Annotated in this window: 16 protein-coding genes, 3 tRNA genes, 3 rRNA genes and 1 pseudogene; 8 read left to right on the top strand and 15 right to left on the bottom strand. The window is 54.2% G+C overall.

Going from position 1 to position 20,305, the window contains the following annotated elements; translation table 11 throughout:
• Positions 1-21: 21 nt before the first annotated feature.
• From dkgB to gmhB, 8 genes and pseudogenes are all read right to left on the bottom strand, one after another.
• Positions 22-826, bottom strand: a pseudogene (gene dkgB, locus DG357_RS04510) (2,5-didehydrogluconate reductase DkgB).
• 160 nt (positions 827-986) lie between these two features.
• Positions 987-1,063 (bottom strand) — tRNA-Asp (locus tag DG357_RS04505).
• Between the two features lie 56 nt (positions 1,064-1,119).
• Positions 1,120-1,235: ribosomal RNA gene (gene rrf / locus DG357_RS04500) — 5S ribosomal RNA — on the bottom strand.
• Between the two features lie 67 nt (positions 1,236-1,302).
• Positions 1,303-4,207 (bottom strand): 23S ribosomal RNA (locus DG357_RS04495).
• Positions 4,208-4,388: 181 nt separating this feature from the next.
• Positions 4,389-4,464, bottom strand: a tRNA-Ala gene (locus DG357_RS04490).
• A gap of 38 nt (positions 4,465-4,502) precedes the next feature.
• Positions 4,503-4,579, bottom strand: a tRNA-Ile gene (locus tag DG357_RS04485).
• Between the two features lie 69 nt (positions 4,580-4,648).
• A 16S ribosomal RNA gene (locus tag DG357_RS04480) occupies positions 4,649-6,188 on the bottom strand.
• The 16S, 23S and 5S rRNA genes sit together here with 3 tRNA genes alongside, the layout of an rRNA operon.
• A 369-nt stretch (positions 6,189-6,557) precedes the next feature.
• On the bottom strand, positions 6,558-7,124 hold the full coding sequence (gene gmhB, locus DG357_RS04470) for a D-glycero-beta-D-manno-heptose 1,7-bisphosphate 7-phosphatase (RefSeq protein WP_028015601.1): 567 nt from the start codon (positions 7,122-7,124) through the stop codon (positions 6,558-6,560).
• Between the two features lie 188 nt (positions 7,125-7,312).
• Here gmhB and metN point away from each other — a divergent pair, with 188 nt between their 5' ends.
• From metN to proS, 6 genes are all read left to right on the top strand, one after another.
• On the top strand, positions 7,313-8,344 hold the full coding sequence (gene metN, locus DG357_RS04465; protein WP_028015600.1) for a methionine ABC transporter ATP-binding protein MetN: 1,032 nt from the start codon (positions 7,313-7,315) through the stop codon (positions 8,342-8,344).
• On the top strand, positions 8,337-8,990 hold the full coding sequence (locus DG357_RS04460; RefSeq protein WP_003856130.1) for a methionine ABC transporter permease MetI: 654 nt from the start codon (positions 8,337-8,339) through the stop codon (positions 8,988-8,990). The genes metN and DG357_RS04460 overlap by 8 nt, the downstream gene beginning before the upstream one ends.
• Positions 8,991-9,030: 40 nt before the next feature.
• Entirely contained in the window at positions 9,031-9,846 is an 816-nt protein-coding gene (gene metQ / locus DG357_RS04455) for a methionine ABC transporter substrate-binding lipoprotein MetQ (protein ID WP_014168729.1), read from the top strand.
• Positions 9,847-9,952: 106 nt separating this feature from the next.
• Complete coding sequence (gene rcsF / locus DG357_RS04450; protein WP_008501883.1) at positions 9,953-10,357, top strand: Rcs stress response system protein RcsF; 405 nt, start codon at positions 9,953-9,955, stop codon at positions 10,355-10,357.
• Positions 10,354-11,061, top strand: coding sequence for a tRNA (N6-threonylcarbamoyladenosine(37)-N6)-methyltransferase TrmO (gene tsaA, locus DG357_RS04445; protein WP_041911179.1), 708 nt, complete (start codon positions 10,354-10,356; stop codon positions 11,059-11,061). Before rcsF ends, tsaA begins: the two co-directional genes overlap by 4 nt.
• 112 nt (positions 11,062-11,173) lie before the next feature.
• Complete coding sequence (gene proS, locus DG357_RS04440) at positions 11,174-12,892, top strand: proline--tRNA ligase (protein ID WP_028015597.1); 1,719 nt, start codon at positions 11,174-11,176, stop codon at positions 12,890-12,892.
• A 47-nt stretch (positions 12,893-12,939) separates the two neighbouring features.
• Here proS and nlpE read toward each other — a convergent pair whose 3' ends face one another.
• Genes nlpE through DG357_RS04425 form a run of 3 tightly spaced genes read right to left on the bottom strand, consistent with a single transcriptional unit; the run spans position 12,940 to position 14,637 of the window.
• Positions 12,940-13,638 (bottom strand): envelope stress response activation lipoprotein NlpE, encoded by a 699-nt coding sequence (gene nlpE, locus DG357_RS04435; protein ID WP_048960338.1) that lies wholly within the window; start codon positions 13,636-13,638, stop codon positions 12,940-12,942.
• 34 nt (positions 13,639-13,672) lie between these two features.
• Complete coding sequence (gene arfB / locus DG357_RS04430) at positions 13,673-14,095, bottom strand: alternative ribosome rescue aminoacyl-tRNA hydrolase ArfB (RefSeq protein ID WP_028015595.1); 423 nt, start codon at positions 14,093-14,095, stop codon at positions 13,673-13,675.
• Positions 14,092-14,637 (bottom strand): YaeQ family protein, encoded by a 546-nt coding sequence (locus DG357_RS04425; RefSeq protein ID WP_049000573.1) that lies wholly within the window; start codon positions 14,635-14,637, stop codon positions 14,092-14,094. Before DG357_RS04425 ends, arfB begins: the two co-directional genes overlap by 4 nt.
• A gap of 196 nt (positions 14,638-14,833) precedes the next feature.
• On the opposite strand from DG357_RS04425, the gene DG357_RS04420 reads away from it, so the two are divergent.
• On the top strand, positions 14,834-15,034 hold the full coding sequence (locus DG357_RS04420; protein ID WP_008501889.1) for a YaeP family protein: 201 nt from the start codon (positions 14,834-14,836) through the stop codon (positions 15,032-15,034).
• Positions 15,021-15,281 (top strand): Rho-binding antiterminator, encoded by a 261-nt coding sequence (rof, locus tag DG357_RS04415; protein ID WP_028015593.1) that lies wholly within the window; start codon positions 15,021-15,023, stop codon positions 15,279-15,281. The genes DG357_RS04420 and rof overlap by 14 nt, the downstream gene beginning before the upstream one ends.
• Positions 15,282-15,309: 28 nt before the next feature.
• On the opposite strand, the gene tilS is transcribed toward rof, so the two are convergent.
• The 4 genes from tilS to accA all read right to left on the bottom strand — a co-directional run bounded on the left by tilS (position 15,310) and on the right by accA (position 20,305).
• Positions 15,310-16,599: a tRNA lysidine(34) synthetase TilS gene (tilS, locus tag DG357_RS04410; RefSeq protein WP_088204398.1), complete on the bottom strand. Its 1,290-nt coding sequence runs from the start codon at positions 16,597-16,599 to the stop codon at positions 15,310-15,312.
• 58 nt (positions 16,600-16,657) lie between these two features.
• Positions 16,658-17,047, bottom strand: a complete 390-nt coding sequence (locus DG357_RS04405) for a VOC family protein (protein WP_088204397.1) — start codon at positions 17,045-17,047, stop codon at positions 16,658-16,660.
• A gap of 65 nt (positions 17,048-17,112) precedes the next feature.
• Positions 17,113-19,245, bottom strand: a complete 2,133-nt coding sequence (locus tag DG357_RS04400) for a lysine decarboxylase LdcC (RefSeq protein WP_088204396.1) — start codon at positions 19,243-19,245, stop codon at positions 17,113-17,115.
• 100 nt (positions 19,246-19,345) lie between these two features.
• Positions 19,346-20,305 carry an acetyl-CoA carboxylase carboxyl transferase subunit alpha gene (gene accA / locus DG357_RS04395; protein WP_013095666.1) on the bottom strand — a complete coding sequence of 320 codons (960 nt, stop codon included), beginning with the start codon at positions 20,303-20,305 and terminating at the stop codon, positions 19,346-19,348.

Here is a 20,305-nt window from a genome sequence, read left to right as displayed (position 1 = left end):
GGTTACAGAGGGAGGGTCTTATTAATCCCAGTCAGGGGCTAAACCTTCCGGGCTCACCAGGCGGTCGTTGCACTCCAGTGCTGCGATCGCTTTTTTATCATCGTCATCCAGATGAAGATCCAGCGCTAGCAGGTTGCTGGCCAGGTTTTCGCGCTTGGTTGATGATGGGATCACGGCATAGCCTTCACCCATTGCCCATGCCAGAATAACCTGCGCAGCAGTCGCGTTATGTTTCTCTGCGATACGGATAATTACCTCGTCTTTCAAAGCCTTACCGTAGGCCAGCGTCATGTAAGAGGTAATATGGATCCCGTGCTGTTTTGCCCAGTCCACGACTTTGCGGTTTTGCAGGTATGGAGACAGCTCGATCTGGTTGGTCGCAATATTCTCAGCGCCAACAGCGGCAATCGCCTTTTCCATCAGCGGGATGGTGAAGTTGGAAATACCAATTTCACGGGTCAGGCCCTGCTTTTTCGCTTCCAACAGCGCCTGCATGAACTCTTCCACAGAAACGGCATCGTTCGGTGACGGCCAGTGGATCAGCGTCAGATCGACATAGTCGGTACGCAGTTTCTTCAGGCTCTCTTTCAGGCTTGGAATGAGCTTGTCTTTGCTGAGGTTTTCGATCCAGATTTTGGTGGTGATGAACAGTTCATTACGCGGTACACCGCTCTCTTCAAGAGCCTGTCCAACGAGCAGCTTCGTTTTCATAGATCTGTGCCGTATCAATTGCGCGATAGCCAAGTTCAAGAGCGGTTTTAACTGATGCGATAACTACGTCGTCTTTCAGGCGGAAAGTGCCCAGACCAAATGCAGGGAGAGTCATAATATTCCTCAATCGTTATGTTCGTTAACTGAGGACGATTATCGCTGGCGGTGTTATAGAGAAAAAGATCGTAAAACGCAGAGGATTTTTGCTAATTTCGCAATAATTAATCGTCAGATATGAAAAAAGCCCTGAGCGTTAACTCAGGGCTTTTAATAAGTGGCGGAACGGACGGGACTCGAACCCGCGACCCCCTGCGTGACAGGCAGGTATTCTAACCGACTGAACTACCGCTCCACCGAAGACTGCTTGTAACCACCGGATTAATGCACCGGCTTACTACTTAATTTGATGCCTGGCAGTTCCCTACTCTCACATGGGGAGACCCCACACTACCATCGGCGCTACGGCGTTTCACTTCTGAGTTCGGCATGGGGTCAGGTGGGACCACCGCGCTAAAGCCGCCAGGCAAATTCTGTTAATCTGTATCAGGCTGAAAATCGTCTCTCTCACCGCCAAAACAGCTTCGGCGTTGTAAGGTTAAGCCTCACGGTTCATTAGTACCGGTTAGCTCAACGCATCGCTGCGCTTACACACCCGGCCTATCAACGTCGTCGTCTTCAACGTTCCTTCAGGAGACTTATAGTCTCAGGGAGAACTCATCTCGGGGCAAGTTTCGTGCTTAGATGCTTTCAGCACTTATCTCTTCCGCATTTAGCTACCGGGCAGTGCCATTGGCATGACAACCCGAACACCAGTGATGCGTCCACTCCGGTCCTCTCGTACTAGGAGCAGCCCCCCTCAATTCTCCAGCGCCCACGGCAGATAGGGACCGAACTGTCTCACGACGTTCTAAACCCAGCTCGCGTACCACTTTAAATGGCGAACAGCCATACCCTTGGGACCTACTTCAGCCCCAGGATGTGATGAGCCGACATCGAGGTGCCAAACACCGCCGTCGATATGAACTCTTGGGCGGTATCAGCCTGTTATCCCCGGAGTACCTTTTATCCGTTGAGCGATGGCCCTTCCATTCAGAACCACCGGATCACTATGACCTGCTTTCGCACCTGCTCGAGCCGTCACTCTCGCAGTCAAGCTAGCTTATGCCATTGCACTAACCTCCTGATGTCCGACCAGGATTAGCTAACCTTCGTGCTCCTCCGTTACTCTTTGGGAGGAGACCGCCCCAGTCAAACTACCCACCAGACACTGTCCGCAACCCGGATCACGGGTCCACGTTAGAACACCAGCCATTAAAGGGTGGTATTTCAAGGACGGCTCCACGCAGACTGGCGTCCACGCTTCAAAGCCTCCCACCTATCCTACACATCAAGGACCAGTGTTCAGTGTCAAGCTATAGTAAAGGTTCACGGGGTCTTTCCGTCTTGCCGCGGGTACACTGCATCTTCACAGCGAGTTCAATTTCACTGAGTCTCGGGTGGAGACAGCCTGGCCATCATTACGCCATTCGTGCAGGTCGGAACTTACCCGACAAGGAATTTCGCTACCTTAGGACCGTTATAGTTACGGCCGCCGTTTACCGGGGCTTCGATCAAGAGCTTCGCGTTGCCGCTAACCCCATCAATTAACCTTCCGGCACCGGGCAGGCGTCACACCGTATACGTCCACTTTCGTGTTTGCACAGTGCTGTGTTTTTAATAAACAGTTGCAGCCAGCTGGTATCTTCGACTGATTTCAGCTCCGTCCGCAGGGACTTCACCTACATATCAGCGTGCCTTCTCCCGAAGTTACGGCACCATTTTGCCTAGTTCCTTCACCCGAGTTCTCTCAAGCGCCTTGGTATTCTCTACCTGACCACCTGTGTCGGTTTGGGGTACGATTTCGTGTTACCTGATGCTTAGAGGCTTTTCCTGGAAGCAGGGCATTTATCACTTCAGCACCGTAGTGCCTCGTCATCACGCCTCAGTGTTAAAGTGAACCGGATTTGCCTGGAACACACACCTACACGCTTAAACCGGGACAACCGTCGCCCGGCTGACATAGCCTTCTCCGTCCCCCCTTCGCAGTAACACCAAGTACAGGAATATTAACCTGTTTCCCATCGACTACGCCTTTCGGCCTCGCCTTAGGGGTCGACTCACCCTGCCCCGATTAACGTTGGACAGGAACCCTTGGTCTTCCGGCGAGCGGGCTTTTCACCCGCTTTATCGTTACTTATGTCAGCATTCGCACTTCTGATACCTCCAGCATGCCTCACAGCACACCTTCGACGGCTTACAGAACGCTCCCCTACCCAACAACACCTAAGTGTCGCTGCCGCAGCTTCGGTGCATGGTTTAGCCCCGTTACATCTTCCGCGCAGGCCGACTCGACCAGTGAGCTATTACGCTTTCTTTAAATGATGGCTGCTTCTAAGCCAACATCCTGGCTGTCTGTGCCTTCCCACATCGTTTCCCACTTAACCATGACTTTGGGACCTTAGCTGGCGGTCTGGGTTGTTTCCCTCTTCACGACGGACGTTAGCACCCGCCGTGTGTCTCCCGTGATAACATTCTTCGGTATTCGTAGTTTGCATCGGGTTGGTAAGCCGGGATGGCCCCCTAGCCGAAACAGTGCTCTACCCCCTAAGATGAGTTCACGAGGCGCTACCTAAATAGCTTTCGGGGAGAACCAGCTATCTCCCGGTTTGATTGGCCTTTCACCCCCAGCCACAGGTCATCCGCTAATTTTTCAACATTAGTCGGTTCGGTCCTCCAGTTAGTGTTACCCAACCTTCAACCTGCCCATGGCTAGATCACCGGGTTTCGGGTCTATACCCTGCAACTTAACGCCCAGTTAAGACTCGGTTTCCCTTCGGCTCCCCTATACGGTTAACCTTGCTACAGAATATAAGTCGCTGACCCATTATACAAAAGGTACGCAGTCACACCACGAAGGTGCTCCCACTGCTTGTACGTACACGGTTTCAGGTTCTTTTTCACTCCCCTCGCCGGGGTTCTTTTCGCCTTTCCCTCACGGTACTGGTTCACTATCGGTCAGTCAGGAGTATTTAGCCTTGGAGGATGGTCCCCCCATATTCAGACAGGATACCACGTGTCCCGCCCTACTCTTCGAGTTCACAACCTGTGCATTTTCGTGTACGGGACTGTCACCCTGTACCGTGCGACTTTCCAGACGCTTCCACTAACACACAAGCTGATTCAGACTCCGGGCTGCTCCCCGTTCGCTCGCCGCTACTGGGGGAATCTCGGTTGATTTCTTTTCCTCGGGGTACTTAGATGTTTCAGTTCCCCCGGTTCGCCTCGTTAACCTATGTATTCAGTTAACGATAGTGTGACGGATCACACTGGGTTTCCCCATTCGGACATCGACGGGTCAGGGGTTCATATCACCTCGCCGTCGCTTTTCGCAGATTAGCACGTCCTTCATCGCCTCTGACTGCCAGGGCATCCACCGTGTACGCTTAGTCGCTTAACCTCACAACCCGAAGATGTTTCTTTCGATTCATCATCGACTTGCGAAAATTTGAGAGACTCGAACACACCATTAAAGATGTGTCGTTTCAATTTTCAGCTTGTTCCAGATTTTTAAAGAGCAAAACTTCGCAGTGCACCTTTTCAGGTTCACTCTGAAGTTTTCTTGTGTTCGCAGTAAAAGATGGTGGAGCTATGCGGGATCGAACCGCAGACCTCCTGCGTGCAAAGCAGGCGCTCTCCCAGCTGAGCTATAGCCCCATCGTTTTGCCAACCTCTTCAAATTTGCTTCGCAAATTTGGTAGGCCTGAGTGGACTTGAACCACCGACCTCACCCTTATCAGGGGTGCGCTCTAACCACCTGAGCTACAAGCCTGTAGAGGTTTTTACTGCTGTTTTTCATCAGACAATCTGTGTGGACACTACAAAGGCAGGTTCTTTAAGGTAAGGAGGTGATCCAACCGCAGGTTCCCCTACGGTTACCTTGTTACGACTTCACCCCAGTCATGAATCACAAAGTGGTAAGCGCCCTCCCGAAGGTTAAGCTACCTACTTCTTTTGCAACCCACTCCCATGGTGTGACGGGCGGTGTGTACAAGGCCCGGGAACGTATTCACCGTGGCATTCTGATCCACGATTACTAGCGATTCCGACTTCATGGAGTCGAGTTGCAGACTCCAATCCGGACTACGACGCACTTTATGAGGTCCGCTTGCTCTCGCGAGGTCGCTTCTCTTTGTATGCGCCATTGTAGCACGTGTGTAGCCCTACTCGTAAGGGCCATGATGACTTGACGTCATCCCCACCTTCCTCCAGTTTATCACTGGCAGTCTCCTTTGAGTTCCCGGCCTAACCGCTGGCAACAAAGGATAAGGGTTGCGCTCGTTGCGGGACTTAACCCAACATTTCACAACACGAGCTGACGACAGCCATGCAGCACCTGTCTCAGAGTTCCCGAAGGCACCAAAGCATCTCTGCTAAGTTCTCTGGATGTCAAGAGTAGGTAAGGTTCTTCGCGTTGCATCGAATTAAACCACATGCTCCACCGCTTGTGCGGGCCCCCGTCAATTCATTTGAGTTTTAACCTTGCGGCCGTACTCCCCAGGCGGTCGACTTAACGCGTTAGCTCCGGAAGCCACGCCTCAAGGGCACAACCTCCAAGTCGACATCGTTTACGGCGTGGACTACCAGGGTATCTAATCCTGTTTGCTCCCCACGCTTTCGCACCTGAGCGTCAGTCTTTGTCCAGGGGGCCGCCTTCGCCACCGGTATTCCTCCAGATCTCTACGCATTTCACCGCTACACCTGGAATTCTACCCCCCTCTACAAGACTCTAGCCTGCCAGTTTCGAATGCAGTTCCCAGGTTGAGCCCGGGGATTTCACATCCGACTTGACAGACCGCCTGCGTGCGCTTTACGCCCAGTAATTCCGATTAACGCTTGCACCCTCCGTATTACCGCGGCTGCTGGCACGGAGTTAGCCGGTGCTTCTTCTGCGGGTAACGTCAATCGATGAGGTTATTAACCTCACCGCCTTCCTCCCCGCTGAAAGTACTTTACAACCCGAAGGCCTTCTTCATACACGCGGCATGGCTGCATCAGGCTTGCGCCCATTGTGCAATATTCCCCACTGCTGCCTCCCGTAGGAGTCTGGACCGTGTCTCAGTTCCAGTGTGGCTGGTCATCCTCTCAGACCAGCTAGGGATCGTCGCCTAGGTGAGCCGTTACCCCACCTACTAGCTAATCCCATCTGGGCACATCTGATGGCAAGAGGCCCGAAGGTCCCCCTCTTTGGTCTTGCGACGTTATGCGGTATTAGCTACCGTTTCCAGTAGTTATCCCCCTCCATCAGGCAGTTTCCCAGACATTACTCACCCGTCCGCCACTCGTCACCCGAGAGCAAGCTCTCTGTGCTACCGTTCGACTTGCATGTGTTAGGCCTGCCGCCAGCGTTCAATCTGAGCCATGATCAAACTCTTCAATTTAAGTTTGATGCTCGTGAATTAAACTTCGTAATGAATTACGTATGTTCACTCAGAGACTTGGTATTCATTTTTCGTCCGAGGACGTTAAGAATCCATGTCACTTTGAGTGCCCACACAGATTGTCTGATAAATTGTTAAAGAGCAGTGCAACGCGGCTTTCGCTCATCGTTGCGAGGTGGCGTATATTACGCTTTCCTCTTTCAGAGTCAACCCGTTATTTCAGGATTTTTTTCTCTTCAACCGACCGGGTTAACTGTGAAGTGATTCACATCCGCCGTGTCGATGGAGGCGCATTATAGGGAGCTGCCGAGGAATGACAAGCGGAAATATGCATTTTTATTTCGACCGCTCACCTTTTCGCCAAAAAGGCTATTTCTGATGCTTTTTTATCTCTTTTGGCAGCTCTGCCAGACTATTAATCACCCAATCCGCTGCACTTTCTGCTTCTGGTGTTACGGGCTTACCGGTACGCACTAATATTTTGGTACCCACTCCCGCCGCTGCGGCCGCCTGCATATCTTCCAGCTTATCGCCCACCATATAAGAAGCAGCCATATCAATGTGCAAGAACTCCTGCGCAGAGTTAAACATGCCCGGATGCGGTTTACGGCAGTCACAGGTCTGACGATATTCTTCTACCGTTCCCTGCGGGTGGTGCGGGCAGTAGTAAATGCCATCAAGATCGACCCCGCGATCGGCCAGCGACCAGTCCATCCACTCCGTCAGCGTCTCAAACTGCGCTTCGGTGAACTTACCACGCGCGATGCCGGACTGGTTCGTTACGACCACCAGCGCATAGCCCATCTCTTTTAGCTGGCGCATTGCCTCTATAACGCCGTCGATAAATTCGAATTCATCGATCTCATGCACATAACCGTGATCCACATTAATAGTGCCATCACGGTCGAGAAAAATTGCGGGTACTGATTTTGCCACCGGTTTGCTCCTGAAAAAGGCCTGTTGAGCTAGTATCTCATGAATCGCAGCGCAATAAAGTGCTCATCGTACAGAGTTGGATTGATTTAGACGTCTGGATGCCTTAACATCCGTTTTGTTTACGGTCATCACCCGTATCTGGCAGAAGAAAATGCCACGGCTAACTTACATACGATAAAAATAATCTAATGATTAAACTTTCCAATATCACCAAAGTGTTCCAGCAGGGGAACCGAACCATTCAGGCGCTGAACAACGTCAGCCTGCATGTTCCTGCTGGTCAAATTTATGGCGTCATTGGCGCATCGGGTGCGGGTAAAAGCACGCTGATCCGTTGTGTTAACCTGCTTGAGCGCCCAACCCAGGGCAGCGTAGAAGTTGGCGGTCAGGAACTTACCGCCCTTTCAGAAAAAGAACTCACCAAAGCGCGCCGTCAAATTGGCATGATCTTCCAGCACTTTAACCTGCTGGCTTCCCGCACGGTGTTCGGCAACGTCGCCTTACCGCTGGAGCTGGATAACACGCCGAAAGAAGAAGTGAAGCGTCGCGTTACCGAACTGCTCGACCTCGTGGGTCTGGGTGATAAGCATGATAGCTACCCGGCAAATCTGTCCGGTGGGCAGAAGCAGCGTGTTGCTATTGCCCGCGCGCTGGCCAGCAACCCAAAAGTACTGCTGTGCGACGAAGCTACCAGCGCACTGGATCCGGCCACCACGCGTTCTATTCTGGAACTGCTGAAGGACATTAACCGTCGCCTGGGCCTGACGATCCTCCTTATTACGCACGAGATGGACGTGGTGAAACGCATCTGCGACTGCGTGGCGGTCATTAGCAACGGTGAACTGATCGAGCAGGACACGGTAAGCGAAGTATTTTCCCATCCGAAAACGCCGCTGGCGCAGCAGTTTATTCAGTCCACGCTGCATCTGGATATTCCAGAAGATTATCTGGAGCGTTTGAAAACCGAGGCAACGGCGGACAGCGTCCCGATGTTGCGTATGGAATTCACCGGTCAGTCCGTTGATGCCCCTCTGCTTTCCGAAACCGCGCGTCGCTTTAACGTGAACAACAACATCATCAGCGCGCAGATGGATTACGCCGGTGGCGTGAAGTTCGGCATCATGCTGACGGAAATGCACGGCACTCAAGAAGAAACCCAGGCCGCAATCGCCTGGCTGCAAGAACATCATGTAAAAGTAGAGGTACTGGGTTATGTCTGAGCCGATGATGTGGCTACTGGTTCGCGGCGTTTGGGAAACGCTGGCAATGACCTTTGTATCGGGTTTCTTTGGTTTTGTGATTGGCCTGCCGGTAGGCGTACTGCTGTACGTGACGCGTCCGGGTCAAATCATTGAGAACGCAAAGCTCTACCGTACGCTCTCCGCGCTGGTGAATATCTTCCGTTCCATCCCGTTTATTATTCTGCTGGTGTGGATGATTCCGTTTACCCGCGTGATCGTCGGCACATCGATTGGTCTGCAGGCGGCTATCGTTCCGCTGACCGTAGGCGCTGCGCCGTTTATCGCCCGTATGGTGGAGAACGCCCTGCTGGAGATCCCAACCGGTTTGATTGAAGCTTCTCGTGCAATGGGGGCAACTCCTATGCAGATCGTCCGCAAGGTTCTGCTGCCTGAAGCACTGCCGGGCCTGGTGAACGCGGCAACGATTACGCTTATTACTCTGGTAGGGTATTCCGCGATGGGCGGTGCAGTTGGCGCTGGCGGTTTAGGACAGATTGGTTATCAGTACGGCTATATTGGATATAACGCTACCGTGATGAACACCGTTCTGGTATTGCTGGTTGTTCTGGTTTACTTAATCCAGTTCTCTGGCGATCGCATCGTCCGGGCTGTTACTCACAAATAACGTTACACACAACACAAACTCGACGAGTTAAGGATAAAACATGGCGTTTAAATTAAAGACCTTTGCAGCAGTAGGCGCGCTGATTGGATCTCTGGCACTGGTGGGTTGCGGTCAGGACGAAAAAGATCCAAACCATATTAAAGTGGGCGTTATCGTAGGTGCAGAACAGCAGGTTGCTGAAGTTGCTCAGAAAGTGGCGAAAGAAAAATACGGTCTGGACGTTGAGCTCGTAACCTTCAACGATTACGTTCTGCCGAACGAAGCGCTGAGCAAAGGCGATATCGACGCCAACGCCTTCCAGCATAAGCCATACCTGGATCAGCAGATCAAAGATCGCGGCTATAAGCTGGTTGGCGTGGGTAACACCTTCGTCTACCCGATTGCAGGCTACTCCAAGAAAATTAAATCGCTGGACGAACTGCAGCCGGGTTCTCAGGTAGCCGTGCCTAACGATCCAACCAACCTCGGACGCTCCCTGCTGCTGCTGCAGAAAGTGGGCCTGATCAAACTGAAAGACGGCGTTGGCCTGCTGCCAACCGTTCTGGATGTCACCGAGAACCCGAAAAATCTGAAAATTGTTGAACTGGAAGCACCGCAGCTGCCGCGTTCTCTGGACGATGCGCAGATCGCCCTGGCCGTTATCAACACCACTTACGCCAGCCAGATTGGCCTGACGCCAGCGAAAGACGGTATCTTCGTTGAAGATAAAGACTCTCCGTACGTTAACCTGATCGTGACTCGCGAAGATAACAAAGACGCGGAAAACGTGAAGAAGTTCGTCCAGGCCTATCAGTCAGACGAAGTTTACCAGGAAGCCAACAAAGTGTTTAACGGCGGCGCTGTTAAAGGCTGGTAATCTCACCTCAGTGTAATATCATCAGGACGGGCTTATGCCCGTCTTGTCATTTGTGCAGTCACCTGATTCAATATCTGACGTTTTGATTATCCATTGAGGAATTATTATGCGTGCTTTACCGATCTGTCTTTTAGCACTCATGCTGAGCGGCTGTTCTATGCTAAGCAGATCTCCTGTTGAACCCGTTCAAAGCACGGCAACCCCGCCAAAAACAGAGCCTGCAAAACCGAAAGTGGTTCGCCCTGCGCCGGTTCGCATTATCACCAAGGCTGACGAACTGGTCGGCAAACCGTTCCGTGAACTGGGTGAAGTGAGCGGTGAATCCTGTCAGGCAACCAATCAGGACTCTCCACCGAATATCCCGACTGCGCGTAAACGCATGCAGATTAACGCCGCAAAAATGAAAGCTAACGCGGTGCTGCTGCACAGCTGCGAAGTCACCAGCGGCACGCCGGGCTGCTACCGTCAGGCGGTTTGCATCGGTTCTGCGCTGAACATTACGGCGAAATGAGTGCATTTCAGTTTGAGCAAATAGGCGTTATCCACTCTCCGTATAAAGAGAAGTTCGCCGTGCCCCGCCAGCCCGGTCTGGTCACCAGCGGCAGCGGCGAGCTTCATCTTCAGGCACCTTATAACCAGGCCGATGCGGTACGCGGGCTCGAGTCTTTCAGTCACTTATGGGTGGTATTTGTTTTTCACCAGACAATGGAAGGCGGCTGGCGTCCCACCGTGCGTCCCCCGCGCCTGGGCGGAAATGCGAGAATGGGCGTGTTTGCGACTCGTTCGACCTTCCGCCCCAATCCGATCGGGATGTCGCTGGTTGAACTGAAAGGCATACGTTGCCAGAAGGATCAGGTCATCCTTGAGCTGGGCAGCCTGGACCTGGTTGACGGCACGCCAGTTATCGACATTAAACCCTATTTGCCTTTCGCCGAATCCCTCCCGAATGCGCGTGCAAGCTACGCTCAGGACGCACCGCAGGCGGATATGCCAGTCTCGTTTACGCCTGAGATAGCCTTACAGCTGAGTCAGCTGGAGAAACGCTATCCTCGCTTACGGCATTTCATCACTGAAGTTCTGGCACAGGACCCCCGTCCGGCCTACCGTAAAGAAGAGGAAGCAGGAAAGACGTACGCCGTCTGGCTGCTGGATTTTAACGTGCGCTGGCGCGTCACTGGGGCAGGTTTCGAAGTGTTTGCCCTTGAACCCAGGTAATTTTGTTCTCCTCTCTTTTGGCATCTTTGCCACACTGGTAAACTAAACCACTTTTTTTGTGTCAGGCTGGCGTTTCAGCCTGTTCCAATCGTCGAAATGGAACCGTAACAACATGCGTACTAGCCAATATCTGCTCTCCACTCTGAAGGAGACACCTGCCGACGCCGAAGTAATCAGCCATCAGCTGATGCTGCGCGCCGGGATGATCCGCAAGCTGGCCTCCGGGTTATACACCTGGCTGCCGACCGGCGTGCGCGTCCTGAAAAAAGTCGAAAACATCGTGCGTGAAGAGATGAACAACGCCGGTGCTATCGAGGTGTCCATGCCCGTGGTTCAGCCCGCTGACCTGTGGCAGGAGAGCGGTCGTTGGGAGCAATATGGCCCAGAACTGCTGCGCTTCGTCGATCGCGGCGAGCGTCCGTTCGTTCTCGGTCCAACGCATGAAGAAGTCATTACCGATCTGATTCGTAACGAGCTGAGCTCTTACAAACAGCTGCCGCTGAACTTCTTCCAGATCCAGACCAAGTTCCGTGACGAAGTGCGCCCACGTTTCGGCGTGATGCGCTCTCGCGAATTCCTGATGAAAGATGCCTACTCTTTCCATACGTCACAAGAATCGCTGCAAGAGACCTACGACAAAATGTACGAGGCTTACAGCAAAATCTTCTCCCGCATGGGTCTGGATTTCCGCGCTGTGCAGGCTGATACCGGCTCCATCGGCGGTAGCGCATCCCATGAGTTCCAGGTTCTGGCGCAGAGCGGTGAAGACGATGTGATCTTCTCTGACTCTTCAGACTACGCGGCGAACATCGAATTTGCAGAAGCGCTGGCACCAAAAGAACCTCGCGGCGCGGCAACGCAAGAGATGACGCTGGTTGATACGCCAAACGCGAAAACCATCGCCGAGCTGGTTGAGCAGTTCAGTCTGCCAGTCGAAAAAACCGTGAAAACGCTGCTGGTGAAATCCACCGAAGGCAGCGCTTACCCGCTGGTTGCCCTGCTGGTGCGTGGCGATCATGAACTGAACGAAGTGAAAGCCGAAAAGCTGCCGCAGGTCGCCAGCCCGCTGACGTTCGCCACGGAAGCGGAAATCCGCGCCGTCGTGAATGCAGGCCCAGGCTCTCTCGGTCCGGTGAATATGCCGGTTCCTGTCGTTATTGACCGCACGGTTGCTGCAATGAGCGACTTCTCCGCGGGTGCTAACATCGACGGTAAACATTACTTCGGCATCAACTGGGATCGCGACGTAGCGACGCCAGAAGTGGCAGACATCCGTAACGTGGTTGCAGGCGATCCAAGCCCGGACGGCCAGGGTACGCTGATGATCAAGCGCGGTATCGAAGTGGGCCACATCTTCCAGCTGGGTGATAAATACTCTCGTGCGCTGAACGCCGCCGTTCAGGGTGAAGATGGCCGTAACCAGATCCTGACCATGGGCTGCTACGGTATAGGGGTAACGCGCGTGGTGGCTGCGGCCATCGAGCAGAACTACGACGAGCGCGGCATCGTCTGGCCGGACAATATCGCGCCGTTCCAGGTGGCCATTCTGCCAATGAACATGCACAAGTCTTACCGCGTGCAGGAGCTGGCCGAGAAGCTGTACGCCGAGCTGCGCGCTCAGGGTATCGAAGTGCTGATGGATGACCGTAAAGAGCGTCCGGGCGTGATGTTTGCCGATATGGAACTGATCGGTATCCCGCACACCGTCGTCATCGGCGACCGTAACCTCGACAGCGATGAGATTGAATACAAATACCGTCGCAGCGGCGAAAAACAGATGATCAAGACCGGCGATATTCTTGATTACCTGGTGAAAGCCATCAAAGGCTAAACAAAAAACCCCGCTCTGGCGGGGTTTTTTAATGGCTCAACGTCAATTTATTTACTGTTACAGTCTTTACCCGCGACAAACTTCGCGTCTTTATCTGCCACCAGCGTTTTCACCATCTCCCCGCTATCCGGGTTTGGCTCGAGCGTAAAGTGGCCATCAACCGTCAGCAATACCGGCTTGCTGTCATTGCCGCGCGCCACGGCGTAATCACGTTCAAGCTGCGCATTGTTTGCCACGCTGACTTTCTTACCGGTAGCGCAGTCAGTAAAGATCGCCGCATCCGCCATATAGAAATACATCCCCCGCATCGCCATTGGCGTGGCTGGCAGCGCCGCTTTCACCGGCGTCAGCGTGTAGTTGAGCTGGGATTCAATCGGATTGCCTTCCCGGTCGAGCATTTCCATGTTCTCACCTTTAGGGCGGAACCAGGTTTTGTCACCGGAGGTATCCGTCAGGACCAGCTTCTCCGCCGTACGCGCCCATGTCCCGTAGGTGGCAAATGAAGAGGGTTCTTTCGCGCCCTGGTAGCGCTGGTTCATCACCCAGGTACCGTCTTTTTGCAGGAACAGTGACGTTTCAATGCCTTCGCAGTCCGCGCAAGGCAATACGCCGCGCCAGCTCTGCTGCATTGGCTTTAACTCTTCATTCTGCGCTGGCTGCAAAACCTGCGTTTCAGAACGGTTGTTACACCCGAAAAGCGCAAACAGTGTACTCACTGCCAGCGCTGAAAATAATGCTTTTTTCACAATGAATTCCTTATGAAAATTGTGTTCCCTTTCGTCACTCCATCGGGCGACGAACTTTACCGCGTAATGCTTTCACTGTGGATTTTTGGGCTTTCGAGGACAGCCGACGCTCTTTCGATGCGCGGGTTGGCCGCGTTGCCCGGCGGCTTTTTTGTACTGCCGTTAACTCTTTGATGACCGCCACCAGCCTGGCTAGCGCCGCTTCCCGGTTTAATTCCTGGCTGCGGTACTCCTGGGCTTTGATCACAATCACGCCATCGCTGGTAATCAGATGATGGCTGGCGGCAAGCAGGCTTTCTTTATAATACTCTGGCAGGCTTGATGCCCGAATGTCAAAACGCAAATGGATAGCCGTCGACGCCTTGTTGACGTGCTGCCCGCCCGCGCCCTGAGCACGGATGGCGGCGATCTCCAGCTCGCTATCAGGGATACTGACGCTTCGGGACAAGACGATCATGGCGCAGGCTGCCAGGCTGCCAGATGAATTTCCAGATTATTCTGAGAATCAGAAAGCCAGATGGCTCCGTCCTGAATCGTTGCCTGCAGCGCCATCGTCCGGCTGGCGAACTCGCTCAGCTGCGCCAGCTGTTCATCATCCAGATACCAGACGGCGAGATTTTTAAACTGCGCGCATTTATTCTTATTTTGCTGCCACCAAATCTCCGCCGCGCGCTGGTTATAGGCGAATAACGCCACTTCCGCAGACTGAGTACACGCCTTTTTAATTCTGCGCTCGTCCGGCAGACCGAGTTCAATCCATAAATCGATCCCCAGATGGTCGTTGCGCAGCCAGGCTTCAGGCTCGTCTTCCGCGCTCAACCCACGGGTAAACTGCAGACGTTCATCAGCATACTTAATCCACGCCAGCAGGCGCAGCATCATACGCTCCTGTGTTTCGGAGGGGTGGCGTGCCAGCGTAAGCGACGCGTCCAGAAACTGGTTGCGATCAAGATCGGCCACGTTGACCACTGCTTTATAAATTGTCGCTTTCAGCGCCATGAGAGAACTCCATTCGAATCAGCCGCACATTGTAGCGAAAACGGAGGCAAAAGGCTGTTACCGAGTAATAAATACACCGCTATCAAGGCGCTGATATTGCTTAAATGAGTATGGTATAGTCACCTTGCTAAACCGAGTTTATCTTCGTAGGCTTAATGATATCTCACAGTAAGTCAGTGCGCTGGCGGGAGGGGATGTGAATAATTATTGTGAGTTAATTCGCAAACGGTATGCGGAAATCGCCAGCGGAGATCTGGGGTATGTCCCGGACGCGTTGGGCTGTGTATTGAAGGTGCTTAATGAAGTGGCCTCTGATGAGAGCCTTTCAGAGTCGGTCAGGGAAAAAGCAGCGTATGCTGCGGCGAATTTACTGGTGAGCGATTATGTCGATGAATGATACTTATCAACCCATCAATTGTGATGACTATGACAACCTCGAACTCGCCTGCCAGCATCATTTAATACTGACGCTGGAGCTAAAAGATGGCGAAGTGTTGAAGGCGAAGGCCAGCGATCTGCTTTCACGCAAGAATGTGGAATACCTGGTCGTGGAAGATGCCGGTGCGACGCGCGAGCTGCGTCTGGACAAAATAGCCAGCTTCAGCCACCCGCAAATCGGCACCGTCGTGGTGAGCGAATCCTGATGACATTAACGGGCAGCCGGGCTGCCCGTTACGCTTTCCGCCACTCGAAGCTGGCCCCCTCTTCTGTCCACCCCTCTTCCGTGATGAACACCCCTGCAGCAGCAATCAGCGTTTCACCGTAGAACAGCAGCGGCGTGGTGTCGCGCAGCCACGGCGGCACGTTGTACTCCTGCCATATCTTTTTCAGCTTCCGTCCCCCGTTGCGTCCGACGATATGCAGCAAGCCGCCAGCCTTAAAGCGCACGCTGACGGGTTCACCGGGCTTTGGCAGACGCACATGGCCAGTCGGCATCAGAGAGACACTCCCAGCGTCCCGGGGCAATATCAGCGGTGCCTCTGGTGAGGTCCAGTGAAGCACCACATCGGTCAGCGAGGGGGAGTATTTTACCCACCAGAGTTTGCCTTTATAGCGTCTGACCTCATATCCACTCAGGTGTACGCAGGGGGAAGCATCTTCCCGCGCCTGCGCGACTTCGTCCCAGATACGGCTCAGCATTGCCCGCGACGGCATCGCAGCATGATGAGTGGCGAGCCAGCGACGTAACAGCGCGGCCCGACGCGCCGGGCTTATCGCCTCCAGAGGCGCAATTGCCAGCGCACCGTCTTCTGAAATGAGGTCAGACAGCTCCTCGCTGAGTAACTCATCCAGCAGGCTTTCCTGTTCGGCACACAGCATGGCGCTTCTTGCCGTCGCGTCGGCGAAATGCGGCCAGCGCTCACTTAAAAGCGGGAGGACGCGCAGACGCAGGAAGTTACGATCGTAGCTGTCGTCCTGGTTGCTCTCATCTTCGATCCAGCTCAGCTGATGTTCCCGCGCCCAGGCTTCCAGCGACGCGCGTGTCTCGCCAAGCAACGGACGCAATAATTGCGTTCCGGCAAACTCTGAACGTGCAGGCATGGCGGAAAGCCCCGCGGGTCCGCTGCCACGCTTAAGCGCCAGCAAAAAAGTTTCGCACTGATCGTCCAGATGCTGCGCAGTGACCAGCGCTTCGCCGGGCAGCAATACGCCTGCAAAAGCGGTATAGCGGGCTTTACGCGCCTGCGCCTCAATACCCAATCCTTCATCAGCAAGCGTGACGCGCTCAACGATGAGCGGGATAGCCCACGCCTCACACAAGGCTTCACAGTGCGCCACCCAATCCTCTGCATGACGGCTTAGTCCGTGGTGGATATGTATAGCCCGAAGCTGGACGCCAGGGTCCCGGTCGCGCCAGAGCTTAAGGCGATGCAGCAACACGGTGGAATCCAGGCCACCGCTAAACCCCACCAGCAGCTGGCGGTACGGTGAAACGGCTTGTGCGATAGCGGGTAAGGTCATAGGAAATTACACATAAAAAATGCCCGAACTGAGCGGGCATTATCACACAGGACAAACATTACTGCTGGTAAAGCTCCAGCGGCAGGCCGTCCGGATCGTTAAAAAAGGTAAACCGCTTGTTGGTAAACGGATCGACGCGAATCGCTTCACAGGCCACGCCGTGGGCTTCCAGATGTTTTACTGCGCTATCAAGGTCATCAACGCTGAAAGCCAGATGACGCAGGCCGCAGGCTTCCGGGCGGGATGGACGCGAAGGCGGGAAAGGAAAAGAGAACAGCTCAATCACATACTGCCCGTTTAGCGCGAGATCGCCCTTCCAGGAGTCACGCTCCTCGCGGTAGGCCTCGCTCATGAGCGTAAAGCCAAGAATGTCGCAGTAGAAGGCCTTACTTTTCGCGTAATCGGTGGCGATGATCGCAATATGGTGAACCGCTTTTAAACCCAGCATAGCTTCTCCTTTTTATGATGCCTGAACGTTACAACCGAAAACCCACACCTGGCAAGCGGTCACCTTTATTTTAGGACTCGCACCCAGTACACGCCGTTTTCATCGCGCTTCGCGCCGTGGATATCCGTTTCAAAGCCTGGATAGTGACGTCCTACCGAACAGAGCATCAGCAGAAAATCGAGCACCGCCCGGCTCTCCTCGGTGATCATCTCACCCGGCATCAGCAGCGGCACGCCCGGCGGATACGGCAGGATCATGTTGGCCGATACCCGCCCGACCAGATTTTCCAGTTCAACGGTTTCGACTTCGCCTTTCACCTGCCGCTGCCAGGCCTTGTGCGGCGTCAGCTTCATATCAGGCAGGACGTCAAACGCCTGGAGCATCAGGCGCGGCAGATCGTGCTGGCGGATCAGCCGGTGGATCCCCTGGGCCAGATCCTGAATGCGCATGTTGCGGTAAAAGTCAGGATCTTCCGCGTAGAGATCTGGCAGCATGTTCTTCACCCGCAGGTTGAGATCGTAGGCGCGCTTGAACTCCATCAGCCCGCGGAGCAACCCCATCGCCCGTGTTTTATCGATCCCGATGCTGAACAGGAACAGCAGATTGTAAGGACCGGTCTTCTCCACCACCACGCCGCGTTCGTCAAGGAACTTCGCCACCAGCGCGGCGGGGATCCCCTCCTCGCCCATCACGCCCTGTTCGTCCATCCCCGGCGTCAGGATCGTCACCTTAACCGGATCGAGGAACATATGGTCCGCATCAGCATCCCGGAAGCCGTGCCAGCTCTCTCCCGGCGCGACGGGCCAGCACTCCGCCTCGTCGATCTCTTCCGGCTGCCAGATATCGAAGAACCAGCCGTCGGCCTCATCCTTCAGCCGCTGGACCTCTTTACGGAAATGCAGCGCCCGTTCCACCGAGCGGTTAATCAGGCGTTTACCCGGATTGCCGCGCAGCATCGCCGCCGCCGTCTCGATAGAGGCCACCAGCGGATAGCTCGGTGAGGTGGTGGTGTGCATCATAAAGGCTTCGTTAAACGTATCCTCGTCGTACTCGCCTTTAATATGGATTAACGAAGCCTGCGAAAACGCGGCCAGCATTTTGTGCGTCGACTGCGTTTCGAAAAATACCTTGCCCGGCACGCGCTCGCCGCTCATCCCGCTTTTGCCCGAGTAAATCGGGTGGAAGTTGGTATAGGGCACCCACGCGGAATCGAAGTGGATCGACGGTACGTCCAGCGTCTGCTTGATCCAGTTCGTGTTATACAGCAGACCGTCATAAGTGGAGTTGGTGATTACCGCGTGGACAGGCCAGCTTGCGTCGGGGATTGCCGCAACCTTACTTTCGATGGCCTGGTGCGTGAACTCCCGGCGCGGAATGCCGCCGAGGATACCGAGCGCGTTACGCGTGGGTGACAGCCAGATCGGGACGACGTCGCTCATCATCAGCAGGTGCGCCAGCGATTTATGGCAGTTACGGTCAATCAGCAACGTGCTTCCGGTTGGCGCGGCGTACATCCCGACGATTTTGTTCGAGGTCGAGGTGCCGTTGGTCACCATATAGCTCTGCTCGGCGCCAAAGGTGCGGGCGATATACTCTTCGGCTTCCAGATGCGGGCCGGTGTGATCCAGCAGAGAACCCAGTTCTGTCACTGAAATCGACACGTCTGCTTTCAGGGTGTTGCCGCCGAAGAAATCGTAGAACAGGCACCCCACCGGGCTTTTTTGATAGGCCGTTCCGGCCATGTGTCCCGGCGTACAGAAGGTGTATTTCCCCTCTTTCACATAGGTGAACAGCGCGCGCGTAAACGGCGGCGTGATGTTATCAAGGTATTCACCGGTGTACTGCTGAATGCGGGTCGCAATGTCCTCGGCCACGCCGAGCGCGTATTCGAAGAACCACAGCGCCATGCGCATATCGTGCGCGCTGACGTCCATAGTCGAGTGAGTGTTGATAAAGGCGTAGAGCGGAAGGTACTCATTCAGCCTGTTGATCTCGCTGCACAGCTCCATGTCGTATTCGTCCCAGTCGAATATCACGCCACAGATGCGCGGATTATGTTCGATGAATTTCAGCAGATCGGCGCTGTTTTGCGGCCAGATCAGCTGATATCCGCGTGCTTTAAGAGCTTGCTCCAGCTCCTTGATGGGCTCGTCTTTATAAAAGACGCCGCGTGGCCCCATGATGGCGATGATGTTCATGGTTTACCTCCTTGAAAAACATCAGATAAGCATAGTTAAGGTAAACGGCAGGTATAAAAAAAGCCGCAACAATGTGCGGCTTTTCAGATAATTGTGAAGCTTACGCGTAACCGTAGGTCATCAAACGCTGGTAACGACGGTTGAGCAGGTCTTCTTTGCTCAGGACGTCCAGATCGGCCAGGTCGGCCAGCAGCTGTGCTTTCAGGGAAGCAGCCATCACTTCCGGCTTACGATGCGCGCCGCCCAGCGGTTCCGGGATAACGGTGTCGATCAGCTTCAGCTCTTTCAGACGCGGCGCAATGATGCCCATCGCTTCAGCGGCCAGCGGCGCTTTGTCGGCGCTTTTCCACAGAATGGACGCACAGCCTTCCGGGGAGATAACGGAATAGGTGCTGTACTGCAGCATATTCACTTTATCGCCCACGCCAATCGCCAGCGCACCGCCAGAACCACCCTCACCGATAACGGTACAGATGACCGGTACCTTCAGGCGAGACATCTCGCGCAGGTTGCGTGCGATGGCTTCAGACTGGCCGCGCTCTTCCGCGCCTACGCCTGGGTATGCACCCGGGGTGTCGATGAAGGTGATGATGGGCATGTTGAAACGCTCAGCCATCTCCATCAGACGCAGGGCCTTACGGTAGCCTTCTGGTGCTGGCATACCGAAGTTACGACGGATCTTCTCTTTGGTTTCACGGCCTTTCTGGTGACCAATGATCATCACCGGACGTCCATCCAGACGCGCGATACCGCCAACGATAGCTTTATCGTCAGCGTATGCGCGGTCGCCTGCCAGTTCGTCAAATTCGTCAAACGCCAGGCGGACATAATCCAGGGTGTACGGACGCTGTGGATGACGCGCCAGCTGCGCGATCTGCCATGCGCCGAGATCGGCAAAGATTTTGCGCGTCAGCTCTACGCTTTTTTCGCGCAGACGATGCACTTCTTCGTCGATGTTAATATCCAGTTTTTCATCCTGACGGCTTACCGCTGTCAGAGAATCGATTTTCGCTTCCAGCTCAGCAATCGGCTGTTCGAAATCAAGGAAATTCAGACTCAT

The sequence above is a fragment of the Enterobacter bugandensis genome, assembly GCF_900324475.1.
In the GTDB taxonomy this organism is placed as follows: domain Bacteria; phylum Pseudomonadota; class Gammaproteobacteria; order Enterobacterales; family Enterobacteriaceae; genus Enterobacter; species Enterobacter bugandensis.
Note: the sequence above shows the minus strand (reverse complement) of the source record. Positions and strands in the feature narration are given on the sequence as shown.

Bases quoted from the DNA above. Each gene is read 5' to 3' on its own strand.
- rcsF (WP_008501883.1), top strand. From the start codon at position 9,953: ATGCGTGCTTTACCGATCTGTCTTTTAGCACTCATGCTGAGCGGCTGT.
- accA (WP_013095666.1), bottom strand. From the start codon at position 20,305: ATGAGTCTGAATTTCCTTGATTTCGAACAGCCGATTGCTGAGCTGGAA.
- proS (WP_028015597.1), top strand. From the start codon at position 11,174: ATGCGTACTAGCCAATATCTGCTCTCCACTCTGAAGGAGACACCTGCC.
- tilS (WP_088204398.1), bottom strand. From the start codon at position 16,599: ATGACCTTACCCGCTATCGCACAAGCCGTTTCACCGTACCGCCAGCTG.
- DG357_RS04425 (WP_049000573.1), bottom strand. From the start codon at position 14,637: ATGGCGCTGAAAGCGACAATTTATAAAGCAGTGGTCAACGTGGCCGAT.
- rof (WP_028015593.1), top strand. From the start codon at position 15,021: ATGTCGATGAATGATACTTATCAACCCATCAATTGTGATGACTATGAC.
- metN (WP_028015600.1), top strand. From the start codon at position 7,313: ATGATTAAACTTTCCAATATCACCAAAGTGTTCCAGCAGGGGAACCGA.
- tsaA (WP_041911179.1), top strand. From the start codon at position 10,354: ATGAGTGCATTTCAGTTTGAGCAAATAGGCGTTATCCACTCTCCGTAT.
- DG357_RS04460 (WP_003856130.1), top strand. From the start codon at position 8,337: ATGTCTGAGCCGATGATGTGGCTACTGGTTCGCGGCGTTTGGGAAACG.
- metQ (WP_014168729.1), top strand. From the start codon at position 9,031: ATGGCGTTTAAATTAAAGACCTTTGCAGCAGTAGGCGCGCTGATTGGA.
- arfB (WP_028015595.1), bottom strand. From the start codon at position 14,095: ATGATCGTCTTGTCCCGAAGCGTCAGTATCCCTGATAGCGAGCTGGAG.
- DG357_RS04405 (WP_088204397.1), bottom strand. From the start codon at position 17,047: ATGCTGGGTTTAAAAGCGGTTCACCATATTGCGATCATCGCCACCGAT.
- DG357_RS04400 (WP_088204396.1), bottom strand. From the start codon at position 19,245: ATGAACATCATCGCCATCATGGGGCCACGCGGCGTCTTTTATAAAGAC.